Source organism: Streptomyces sp. NPDC094147, from assembly GCF_044764265.1.
In the GTDB taxonomy this organism is placed as follows: Bacteria; Actinomycetota; Actinomycetes; order Streptomycetales; family Streptomycetaceae; genus Streptomyces.
Map to the genome: position 1 here is coordinate 44,587 of NZ_JBIWHT010000009.1, position 11,758 is coordinate 56,344.

Annotated in this window: 8 protein-coding genes; 4 read left to right on the forward strand and 4 right to left on the reverse strand. The window is 71.0% G+C overall.

Annotation, left to right across the window (positions count from 1 at the left end; translation table 11 throughout):
• Window positions 1–47 precede the first annotated feature (47 nt).
• From ACIQ8J_RS16195 to ACIQ8J_RS16210, 4 genes are all read right to left on the reverse strand, one after another.
• Window positions 48–1,064, reverse strand: a complete 1,017-nt coding sequence (locus ACIQ8J_RS16195) for a P1 family peptidase (RefSeq protein ID WP_403271242.1) — start codon at window positions 1,062–1,064, stop codon at window positions 48–50.
• 28 nt (window positions 1,065–1,092) lie between these two features.
• On the reverse strand, window positions 1,093–1,887 hold the full coding sequence (locus ACIQ8J_RS16200; protein ID WP_403271245.1) for an SDR family oxidoreductase: 795 nt from the start codon (window positions 1,885–1,887) through the stop codon (window positions 1,093–1,095).
• A 164-nt stretch (window positions 1,888–2,051) separates the two neighbouring features.
• Window positions 2,052–4,619: a BTAD domain-containing putative transcriptional regulator gene (locus ACIQ8J_RS16205; RefSeq protein WP_403271247.1), complete on the reverse strand. Its 2,568-nt coding sequence runs from the start codon at window positions 4,617–4,619 to the stop codon at window positions 2,052–2,054.
• A gap of 27 nt (window positions 4,620–4,646) precedes the next feature.
• Window positions 4,647–5,819: a low temperature requirement protein A gene (locus ACIQ8J_RS16210; protein WP_403607842.1), complete on the reverse strand. Its 1,173-nt coding sequence runs from the start codon at window positions 5,817–5,819 to the stop codon at window positions 4,647–4,649.
• Window positions 5,820–6,150: 331 nt separating this feature from the next.
• Between ACIQ8J_RS16210 and ACIQ8J_RS16215 the strand changes: the two genes are divergently transcribed.
• The 4 genes from ACIQ8J_RS16215 (at window position 6,151) to ACIQ8J_RS16230 (ending at window position 11,698) form a co-directional block, all read left to right on the forward strand.
• Window positions 6,151–7,581 (forward strand): MFS transporter, encoded by a 1,431-nt coding sequence (locus ACIQ8J_RS16215; protein WP_403271357.1) that lies wholly within the window; start codon window positions 6,151–6,153, stop codon window positions 7,579–7,581.
• A 300-nt stretch (window positions 7,582–7,881) separates the two neighbouring features.
• Complete coding sequence (gene pflB / locus ACIQ8J_RS16220; protein ID WP_403271359.1) at window positions 7,882–10,152, forward strand: formate C-acetyltransferase; 2,271 nt, start codon at window positions 7,882–7,884, stop codon at window positions 10,150–10,152.
• 83 nt (window positions 10,153–10,235) lie between these two features.
• Window positions 10,236–11,066 (forward strand): pyruvate formate-lyase-activating protein, encoded by an 831-nt coding sequence (gene pflA / locus ACIQ8J_RS16225; RefSeq protein ID WP_403271361.1) that lies wholly within the window; start codon window positions 10,236–10,238, stop codon window positions 11,064–11,066.
• A gap of 197 nt (window positions 11,067–11,263) precedes the next feature.
• A complete protein-coding gene (locus ACIQ8J_RS16230; RefSeq protein ID WP_403271363.1) occupies window positions 11,264–11,698 on the forward strand; it encodes an ester cyclase in 435 nt (144 codons plus the stop codon).
• Window positions 11,699–11,758: the final 60 nt, after the last annotated feature.

The following is an 11,758-nucleotide window of genomic DNA, read 5'->3' on the forward strand; positions in this document are numbered from 1 at the left end:
GCGGGAATCGGGTGTGACGGCAGTCACATTCGGGGTGTTCCGGGGTCTCAACTCCCGTACAGATCCCCATAAGAGGGAAAAGTCCCCCCGGGCCCCTCGATGCTCTCGGCGGCCCGCACCGCCCGCACGATCGCCCGCGCCACGACGTCCGCCCCGGCGGCCAGAACGTAGTTCAGCTCCTCGGCGCTCAACACCCCGGCCGTACCGGAATCATGAGATCCGGTGGCGAGCGCGAACACGGTGTCCCCGTCGTGCATCAGATGTACCGGACGAACGGCGCGGGCCAGCCCGTCGTGCGAGGTCCCGGCGAGCTTCTGCGCCTGCGGCCGGCTGAGCCGGGCATCGGTGGCGACGACCGCGAGCGTCGTGTTGAGCGGCGGCAGCCCCATGCCCTCCCGCGCCCGCGCGAGCCGCTCCCGGGCCGCCAAGTGCACGGCGGCGGAAGGCAGTTGAAGCGGACCGGCGCCGTACTCCCCGTACAGCACCCCGTTGTCGGGGTCGAGCGGCGAGCCGACCGCGTTCGCGACGACCAGCGCGCCGACCGTCGCACCCGAGGCGAGCGTGACGCTCGCCGTCCCGACACCGCCCTTGAGGCCCCCGACCACGGCGCCCGTCCCAGCCCCCACATTGCCCTCCGCGACCTCGGACCCGGCGGCCTCCACGGCCGCCCGGCCCACCGACGCATCGGGCCTGGCCCGCCAGTCGCCGCCGCGCCCCAGGTCGAACAGGCAGGCCGCGGGCACCACCGGCACCACCTGGTGCGGCTCGGGCCCCACCCGCACCCCGCGCCGCTGCTCTTCCAGCCAGGCCATCACCCCGGCCACCGAGTCGAGCCCGTACGCACTGCCGCCGGTCAGCACCACCGCGTCGATCCGCTCGACCACGTTCTTCGGGTCCAGCGCGTCGGTCTCCCGGGTGCCGGGGCCACCCCCGCGCACATCCACCGCGGCGACCGCCCCGCCGGGCGGGGCCAGCACGACCGTCGTACCGCTCATGGCGTTCGGGCCGGGCACGGCCGCGTGGCCGACCCGGAACCCGGCTACATCGGTGAGGGAGCTCTTCATAACCCCCATCCCTACCACGCCAGTTCGGTCAGAACTTCGGCCCGAGATAGGTCCCGCCCGTGGCGTCGAGCACATGGCCCGTGATCCAGCGTCCGTCCTCGGAGGCGAGGAAGGCGACCGGGTCGGCGATGTCGGCGGGCTGCCCGATCCACGGCAGCGCCTGCCCCCGGAGCATCATCGCCTCCATCTGGGGCGAGGAGCGCAGGAAGGCGCGGGTCCCGTCGGTCTCGGTCGGCCCCGGAGCCACCGTGTTGACGGTGATCCGCCGCGCCCCCGCCTCGTTGGCGAGGGTCCGCGTGAACGTCTCCATCGCCCCCTTCGTCATCGCGTACGCCAACTCGTCGCCGAGCGCGATCCGGGTGACGGCGGAGCCGATGTTGATGATCCGCCCGCCGTCGCGCAGGCTCGGCAGCAGCTGCTGCACGAGGAAGAAGGGGGCCCGCACGTTCACCGCGAAGAGCCGGTCGAAGACGTCGGGCGTCGTCGCGGCGAACGGCCCGTGCGCACCGGTCAGGGCGGCGTTGTTCACCAGGATGTCGAGCGACTCCTGGCCGGTGTGCGCGCGGAGTCCGCTGCGCACGGCGTCGGCGAGCCGCTCGACGCCCTCGGTGCCGGCGAGGTCGGCCCCGACGGCGAAGGCCCGCCCGCCGTCCGCCGCGATCGCGTCCACGGTCTCCTGGGCGGCGGCCCCGTCGTGCCCGTAGTGGACCACCACGAGCGCCCCTTCGGCGGCGAGCCGAAGCGCGATCCCGCGCCCGATCCCACGGGAGGAACCGGTGACGAGGGCGGTCTTGTCGTGCAGCTTTCCGAAACGGTCGGACATGGTGGTGCTCCCCTTTGTGACGGTCTCGGGCCAGCGGTCCGCCGGGTTCGCGGTCCGCCTGCTCGCGGTCTGCGCCGGGGGTGTGTTCCGCCCGGCGAGAACGACTCTCGCCGGGACCACTGACCGCCCGCGCACCGCTCACTGACGAGGAGACCGGGCCGCCGTCAGCGGGCTACCCCCGCCCGCCGCCCCGCGGCCGCCGCCCGCTCCATTTCTTGCTGCGCGCCAGCCAAGTCCCCGATGGATTCCAGGATTTGGGCCCGCTGGTCGTGCAGGTCGGCGATGTCCTCCCAGACGCCGATCTCCTGGAGCAGCGCCAGGGCCTCGCCCGTGCGGGCCAGTGCCGCCTCCGGGTCGCCCTCGGCCGCCGAGACGCCGGCCAGGCCGGTCAGCGTGGTCGCCGTTCCCCAGCGTTCGCCCAGCGCGCGGAAGGCGGCCAGGGCCGCCGAGAGCTCGCGGGCGGCGTCCTCGATCCGGGAGTGGAAGAGGTGCAGATGCCCCGCCCCCGCTCGGGCGAGCGCCCGCGACCAGGGATCGTCACCGACCAGTTCGGGCCGCTCGGCCCCCGCCGACGGGCCCGCCGCGATCGCCCACAGGAACGCGGTGAACGGCTGACGGAAGGCCCGGTCCCGCCCCGCCACGATCCGCCCGGCCCGCGCACGGTCCGCCTCCGGCACCGCCCCGCCCGCCCCCGCCGCGAGCACACACAGCACGTACTCCTCCTCGAACCCCTCCGGTACGGATCCGTCGAGCGCGCGCAGCAACTCGGCGGCGACCGGGGCCACATCGCCGCGCAGGCCGCGCAGCCACCAGAAGGAGGAGAGCGCCGACAGCAGACGCAGCGCGCAGGGACGGTCGTGCCGATCCCCTCCTCCTTCCCGGGCAGATCCGGCCCCGGCCGCTGCGACGGCCCGGACGAGCGCCGCCCGGAGGTTGGGGTGCTCCGCCGAAAGCCGCTCCAGCCAGCGGAGTTGGTCCGCCGAGCGCAGCTCGGGGTCGGCCGTCTCGGCCAGTTCGAGGAAGTAGGCCATATGGGCGCGGCCCGTCAACTCCAAGTCTCTGTGCGGCAGTTGCCCGGTCGCGTACGCCCGGATCGTCTCCAGCATGCGGTAGCGCCCCGCCCCCGCCTCCACCAGCGACTTGTCGCAGAGCGAGGCGAGCAGGTCGTCCGTGTCGGGGCCCGTGCCGCAGACCCGGGCGGCCGCCTCCGCCGTCGCGCCGCCCGCGAAGACGGTCAGTTTCGCCGCGAACTCCCGCTCCTCCTCGTTCAGCAGCGACCAGCTCCACTCGACCACCGCCCGAAGGGTCCGGTGCCGGGCGGGCTTCGTGCGGTCGCCGCGCGACAGGAGCCGGAAGCGGTCGTCCAGGCGGCCCGCGATCTCGGAGAGCGGCAGCTGCCTCAGCCGGGCAGCCGCCAGCTCGATCGCCAGCGGAAGCCCGTCCAGGGCGGAGCAAATCTCGTACAGAAGTGGCGAGTTGGCGCCCTCCGGTGTGAAGTCCGGCCGGACTGCCGCCGCCCGGTCCGCGAAGAGACGTACCGCCGCTTGGGGCTCCAGCGGGCCGAGCGGGCGCAGGGACTCGCCGGTGATACCGAGGGCTTCGCGGCTGGTGGCCAGGACGCGCAGGCCGGGGCAGTGGGAGAGCAACCGGTGGGCGAGGGCGGCGGCGTCCTCGACGATCTGCTCGCAGTTGTCGAGGACGAGAAGCAGACTGCGGTCCTGGAGTGCCGTGACGAGGGCGGACCCGGGGTCCTCGGATCCGCTGTCGCGCAGACCGAGGGCGGTGCGTACGGCGGACGCGCATCCGCTCGCCGCCGACAGGTCCACGAAGCACACCTCGCCGGGCAGGCGCCCGGCCGCCTCCAGGGCGAGCCGGGTCTTGCCGGTGCCGCCCGTCCCGATCAGCGTGACGAGGCGGGATGCCCCCAACAGTCCGATCAGGGAGGTGAGTTCGTCGTCGCGGCCGACGAACGAGGTCAGCTGGGCGGGGAGCCGACAGGAGACGGCGGGCCGCGACTCCTCGCCGCGCAGGATCGACAGGTGCACGGCCGCGAGCTCCGGGGACGGGTCGGCGCCGAGCTCATCGGCCAGCAGCACGCGCGCCCGCTCGTACTCGGCGAGCGCCTCGGCGGCCCGGCCGGCGCGCCGCAGCGCCCGCATCAGCTGGCCCCGCAGCCGCTCCCGCAGCGGATGCGCCGCCACCGCCTCGCGCAGCCACGGCAGCAGCTCGGCCGGACCGGTACCGAGGGCGAGTTCGGCCTCGGCGCGCTCCTCGACGGCCCCCGCGCGCAACTCCTCCAGGCGCGCGCTCTGCGCGGCGGCGAACGGCGCGTCCGGTACGTCCACGAGCGCGGGCCCGCGCCACAGCCCCAGCGCCTCGCGCAGCAGCACCGCCGCCCGCCCCGGGTCACCCGCCTCGCGGGCCCGCGCACCGTCCCTGGCCAGCCGTTCGAAGCGGAGCGCGTCCACGTCGTCCGGGTCGGCCACGAGGCGGTACCCGGCCGGGCCGTACTCGATGGCGACGGTCTTGCGCAGCCGGGAGACCTGCGACTGGAGCGCGCCCGCGGCCCCGGCCGGCGGCTCCTCCCCGTACAGGACGTCCGCGAGGCGCCCGGCCGGCACCGTGCGCCCGGCGTTCAGCAGCAGGAAGGCGAGCAGCGAGCGCTGCCGCGCCCCGGCGGGGACGGCCTCGGGGCCCTCCATGTGCAGCGGGCCGAGCAGGAGATAGCGCATGCGGCCGATTCTGGCCCATGGGCCGGATCAGGCCGCCGGGGCGGTCCGCTCCGGCCGCTCCGGGCGGCGGCTCTTCAGTACCGACCCCACCGCCACGGTCAGCGCCGCCACCCCGCCGGCCAGCGGCACCGCCGTACGGCCCGCGAACGTACACAGCAGGATCGCCAACGCGGCGACCGGCAGCGTCAGTTGCTGAGCCAGGCCCTGCTTGAAGTGGCGGGAGTGCAGCAGCCACACCGTCAGCATGAACACGGCGGCCGGGACGGTCACGGCGGAGGCCGCGGCAGCCGTCGAGATGGGGGCCTTGCCGACGGTCTGCTCGACCGCGACCTCGATGCCCGCACCGATCGCCGCCGCCGACGCGAGCACCACGTAGTGGCCGTAACCCCACAAGAAACCCTGCCGGTTGGAGGCCAGATGGGCGTGGATGGGGACGGCGAAGTAGATCCACCAGGCGGCGAACACGATGAGCAGCCCGCCCGCCGCCAGCGGCAGCAGATCGCCGAGCTCGTCGTGCTCGTCGAGGGCCTGCTGTACGGCGATGGTGGCGGCGGACACCGTCTCACCGAGCACGATCAGCGTGAACAGGCCGTACCGCTCGGCGATGTGGTGCGGATGCCAGCTGGTGCTGTGCCGGCGCTCGGCGATCATCGGTACGGACAGTTCGGCGAGCGCCAGCAGCGGGAACACCCAGGTGCGGGCGGACTCCGGCACGAACAGCATGCCGACCCAGCCGAGCTGGCACACCACGATGCCCGCCGCGTACCGCAGACACACCTGTCGCTCGGCGGCGTCCCGGCAGGTCGCGGCGGCCCGCAGCCACTGGCTGGTCATCGCGAGCCGCATCACGACGTACCCGATGACCGAGATCGTGAAGTCGTTGTTGTCGAAGGCGCGGGGCACCCCGGCGGCGAGGATCAGCACACCGGTGATCTGGACGAGGGTCACCACCCGGTACAGGGCGTCGTCGGTGTCGTACGCGGAGGCGAACCACGTGAAGTTCATCCACGCCCACCAGATGGCGAAGAAGACCGCCGCGTAACCGGCGAGCCCCGCGCCCACGTGGCCCTCCGCGAGAGCGTGGACGAGCCGGGCGCCCGCCTGGGCGACGGCGACGACGAAACAGAGGTCGAAGAACAGCTCCAGCGGGGTCGAGGCGCGGTGCGCCTCATGGCGGCTGCGTGCGGTCATCCGTGGCATGCGCACAGCACACCAGACGGGCCCGTGCACCAAGCGGCGAACACTTCCAGCCAGGGGGATTCATGCGGATTCGTACCGGTTCAGCACAAGGGGGGCGGGGAGGGGCGCGGGGAGCTGAGCGACCAGCTGCGGCCGGCCCGGCAGTCGACGAAGGCCACTTGCCGCGGAGCGCTCAGCGCCCGGTTCCGGTCGCCCCCCCCGGCGGGGCCCTACGGCGGCCGGGGCGGGGACCTAGGGCCGCGGGTAATCGAGGCATTCGCCTCTCACCCTTCGCGGGTCGGCTGCGCAGTCTGGATATATCAGGACTCGTCTCAACCCCCTGGGAAGCACCATGAGTTCCGCGCTCCAGCCGTCCACGCGGCAGGCGGCCGACCCCGCCGCCACACCCTCGTACGACCCGGAGAACTACCGTCCCGGCCGCACCATCACCGCATGGGAGCCGGAGAACGAGGTCTTCTGGCGCTCGGTCGGCCGCAAGGTCGCCCACCGGAACCTGTGGATCGCCGTCCCCGCCCTGCTCGTCGCCTTCGTGGTCTGGCAGGTCTGGTCCGTCACCGCGACGAACCTCAAGGACGTCGGCTTCTCCTTCTCCACCTCGCAGCTGTTCTGGCTCACCGCCATCCCCGGCCTCACCGGCGGCACGGCCCGCATCCTCTACACCTTCCTCGGCCCGATGATCGGCCAGCGCCGCTTCACCGCGCTGTCGACGGTGGTGCTGATCGTCCCGCTGATCTGGCTCGGCATCGCCATCCAGGACACCTCCACCCCGTACGGCGTCATGGTGATCATCGCGGCGCTGTGCGGCATCGGCGGCGCCAACTTCGCCTCCTCGCTCGCCAACATCGGCTTCTTCTTCCCGAAGAAGGAGAAGGGCAACGCCACCGGCATCAACGGCGGACTCGGCAACCTCGGCGTCTCCGTCGTCCAGCTCCTCACCCCGATCGTCATCACCTTCTCGACCATCGCGATCGGCACCGCCCAGCACAAGAAGGACGGCACCCCCGTCTACCTGCAGAACGCCGCGTTCCTGTGGGTGCCGGTCCTCGTCGTCCTCGCGCTGATCGCCTGGTTCGGCCAGAACGACCTGAAGGTCGCCGCTACCCCGTTCAGCCGCCAGAAGATCATCTTCAAGCGCAAGCACACCTGGCTGATGACCTGGCTGTACGTCGGCACCTTCGGCTCCTTCATCGGCTTCGCCGCCGCCCTGCCGCTGCTCATCAAGACGACCTTCCCCGCCTACTCCGTCGCCACCTACGCCTGGATGGGCCCGGCACTGGGCGCGCTGGCCCGCTGGGCCGGCGGCTGGATCGCCGACAGGCTCGGCGGCGCGAAGGTCACCATCATCTCGTTCGCCGGCATGGCCCTCTCGATCGTCGGAGTCATCAACTTCCTTCCGGTGGACGGCGGTTCGGGCAAGTTCTTCGGCTTCTTAGCCTGCTTCCTGGCCGCGTTCTTCTTCTCCGGCATCGGCAACGGCTCGACCTTCCGGCAGATCCCGGTGATCTTCCGCAGCCGGCACCTGAAGGGCCTGGAGGAGGGCTCCCCCGAGTACGCCAAGGCGCTCAAGCAGGCCGAGATGGAAGCGGGCGCGGTCACCGGCTTCACCTCCGCGATCGCCGCGTACGGCTTCTTCTTCATCCCGGCGATGTTCGCCAACTTCGCGGTGACCAGCGCGATGTGGGGCTTCGTGGCCTTCTACGCCAGCTGCATCGTGGTCGCCTGGTGGTTCTACGCCCGCAAGAACGCCGAATCCCCCAGCTAGGCCGGGCCTCCTTCGGACGGTCCTGATGGAAAAGGGCCCGCGCGATACGCGCGGGTCCTTTTCTGGCGCTGTTCCCTTAATTCGACGCTGGTCCCTCAAATTCTTGTGAATGCGTTCACGAGCAAACCAAGGGCGAAAGGCCTGAGTGAAAGTCCAGGTCAGGTGGTCGATCAGGGAGGGGTGATGCTCGGGGGCGGGACCTTGGGTCCCGTTCCGGTGACCTCTGCCGCCGCTTTTGAGCGATCAAAAGGAGTGGAATGGGACGTGGCCAGAACGGACAGCTTGGGAAAGGTGCCTGCCATGACTGCGACCCCCGCAGAGGCAACGAAGAACGGCGGAGCCTGGGGCGGCTTCCGGGGCGGGCTGTGGCGCGACGCCATCGACGTCCGCGACTTCGTCCAGCAGAACTACACGCCCTACGAGGGCGGCGCCGACTTCCTCGCCGGACCCACCGAACGCACCACCGCCCTCTGGAACCACCTCCTGTCGATGTTCCCCCAGGAGATCGAGCAGGGCATCCACGACGTGGACGCGAGGACCCCCTCCCGCATCGACGCCTTCAAGCCCGGCTACATCGACGGCACCGCCGCCGACCACGAGGACCTCATCGTCGGCCTCCAGACCGACGCCCCCCTCAAGCGCGCCATCATGCCCAACGGCGGCTGGCGCATGGTCGAGGGCGCCCTCAACGCCTACGGCTACGAAGCCGACCCCGAGGTGCGCGAGGTCTACACCCACCTCCGCAAGACCCACAACGAAGGCGTCTTCGACGCGTACACCCCCGAAATCCGCGCCTGCCGCTCCTCCGGCATCATCACCGGCCTGCCCGACGCCTACGGCCGCGGCCGCATCATCGGCGACTACCGCCGCGTCGCCCTGTACGGCGTCGACCGCCTCATCGAAGACAAGGAAGCCGACAAGGCCCGCCTCGGCGAGGCATGGGCCACCGAGCACGTCATCCGCGACCGCGAGGAGATCTCCGAGCAGATCAAGGCGCTGAAGGAACTCAAGGCCATGGCGATGTCGTACGGCCACGACATCTCCGGCCCCGCCACCACCGGCCGCGAAGCCGTCCAGTGGCTGTACTTCGCCTACCTCGGCGCCGTCAAGGAACAGAACGGCGCCGCCATGTCGATCGGCCGCATCGACAACTTCCTCGACATCTACCTCCAGCGCGACATCGAGCAGGGCCTCATCACCGAGGCCGAAGCCCAGGAGTACATCGACGACTTCGTCATCAAGCTCCGCATCGTCCGCTTCCTGCGCACCCCCGAATACAACGAGCTGTACTCCGGCGACCCCACCTGGGTCACCTGGTCCCTGGCCGGCATCGGCGAGGACGGCCGCCCGCTCGTCTCCCGTACCACCTTCCGCGCCCTGCAGACCCTCTACAACCTGGGCCCCGCCCCCGAGCCCAACCTCACCGTCTTCTGGGCCCAGCAACTCCCCACCGGATTCAAGGACTTCGCCTCCAAGGTCGCCATCGACACCTCGGCCATCCAATTCGAGTCCGACGAGCTGATGCGCCCCAAGTACGGCGACGACACCGCCATCGCCTGCTGCGTCTCAGCCATGGCCGTCGGCAAGCAGATGCAGTTCTTCGGCGCCCGCGTCAACGTCGCCAAGGCACTCCTGTACGCCATCAACGGCGGCCGCGACGAGAGGACCGGGAAGCTGGTGGTCGAGGGCTTCTCGCCCGTCGAGGGCGACCACCTCGACTACGAGACCGTCGCCGCGCGGTACGACGCGATGCTGGACTGGCTGGCCAAGACGTACGTCCACGCCCTCAACGTCATCCACTACATGCACGACAAGTACGCCTACGAGCGCATCGAAATGGCGCTCCACGACCAGGAGATCCTCCGGACGATGGCCTGCGGCATCGCCGGCCTCTCGGTCGCCGCCGACTCGCTGTCCGCCATCAAGCACGCCCGCGTGAAGGTCATCCGCGACGAGACCGGCCTCGCCGTCGACTACGAGACCGAGGGCGACTACCCGGCGTACGGCAACAACGACGACCGTGCCGACACCCTCGCCACCCAGATCGTGCGCGACTTCATGGAGAAGGTGCGAAAGCACCCCACCTACCGCGACGCCGTCCACACCCAGTCCGTCCTGACCATCACCTCCAACGTCGTGTACGGCAAGAAGACCGGCAACACCCCCGACGGCCGCCGCGCCGGGACCCCGTTCGCCCCCGGCGCCAACCCCATGAACGGCCGCGACGAGCACGGCTACATCGCCTCCGCCCTGTCCGTCGCCAAGCTCCCCTACGACGACGCCGAGGACGGCATCTCGCTCACCAACACCATCACCCCCGACGCCCTGGGCCGCACCCCCGAAGAGCGCGTCGCCAACCTGTCCGGCGTCCTCGACGGCTTCATGGCCAGCGACGGCTTCCACATGAACGTCAACGTGCTCGACAAAGCCACCCTGGAAGACGCCATGCGGCACCCGGAGAACTACCCCCAGCTCACCATCCGGGTCTCGGGCTACGCGGTGAACTTCGTCCGGCTCAGCCGGGAGCAGCAGGTGGATGTCATCAACCGGACGTTTCATGGGGGGCTTTGAGGGGGGGAGGGGCCCCCTCCCCCCCAACCCCCCCGCCCCGCCCACCCACCCCACCCCTCCCGCAAGTCCAGGAAGGTCCTGCCATGGCCGTTCTGCTCAGCCCCGAGTTCCCCGTCGGCCGGCCGGCCCGTGCCGGGTGTGACGAGGACGCCAGTACGCTCGCCGGGGCGGCCACCCGCCGGCCGATCGTCGGCTCGGTGCACTCATGGGACCTGTCGACCGGCGTCGACGGTCCGGGCACGCGCTTCGTCACCTTCCTTTCGGGCTGCCCGCTGACCTGTCTGTACTGCCACAACCCCGACACCTGGCGGATGCGCGACGGCAAGCGCACCACCGCCGACGACGTGGTCGCCGAGGCCGCCAAGTACACGGCGTTCATCCGGGCGGCGGGCGGCGGCGCCACCGTCAGCGGTGGCGAGCCGCTGCTCCAGCCGGTCTTCGCCGGTGAGCTCCTGCACCGCTACAAGCACGAACTCGGCTTGCACACCGCCCTGGACACCTCCGGTTTCCTCGGCACCCGTGCCACCGACGCGCTGCTGCGCGACGTGGACCTGGTGCTGCTCGACATAAAGTCCTGGGACCGCGAGACGTACAAGAAGGTCACCGGCCGTCCGTTGCAGCCGACGCTGGACTTCGCGCGTCGTCTCGCGGACGTCGGCAAGGAGGTCCATGTCCGCTTCGTTCTGGTGCCGGGTCTGACCGACGCCCCCGGCAACGTCGAGGGTGTCGCCTCCTTCGCCGCCGCTCTCGGCAATGTCTCCCGCGTCGACGTCCTCCCGTTCCACAAGCTGGGCGAGGGCAAGTGGCAGGCCCTCGGTATGAACTTCACGCTCCACGACACCCCGTCACCGACCCCGGACCAGGTGGCGGCCGCCCGCGAGATCTTCACCTCGCACGGCCTGAACGTGATCTGACCTCGGTGTTGTCCGGCACCCGCCCATCCCTCCTGCCTCGAAGCATCTGCGTAACCCTTTCTGAGTGAACGGCCGCGACGGCCTGGCGCGTCGTGGGTGGGGACCAGGGATTCCACGGGTGACGATTCGGGTCCTGTATGCCGTTCGGACTGTTTGTGCCGTTCCGGCGACACGAAGCGAGCGCGAGGAGAGTTCCGGTGTCCACCGAGGAGAACAAGAAGCTGGTTCGCCGCTTCTACCAGGAGATCGACGCGGGCAACCTGGATGCCATGGACGAGCTCGTGGCCGAGAATTACCAGGACCACTCGCCGCCGCCGTTTCCGGGGTTCGGACCCGGTCGCGAGGGGCTCAAGGCGGAGTTCCGCCTGTTCTGGGAGTCCACGCCCGGGACCCACGAGATCGAAGACCAGATCGCCGAGGGCGACAAGGTGGTGACCCGGCTGACGGCTCGTGGAGTGCACGAGGGGGACCTCCCTGGTATTCCCGCCACCGGTAGGCCGATGGAGATGACCGCGACGGTGATCCATCGCATCGAGGACGGCAAGCTCGCCGAAAAGTGGTCGGACAAGGACCTCCTCCGCCTCCTTCAGGAGCTGGGTGTCGTCCCGGCTTTCGGCGGGGAAGCGGGTTAGCGGGTTGGCTCAGGGCGGCGCCGCGCTCCCAGCGCGCCGCCTGTCGCACCAGCCGTCGCT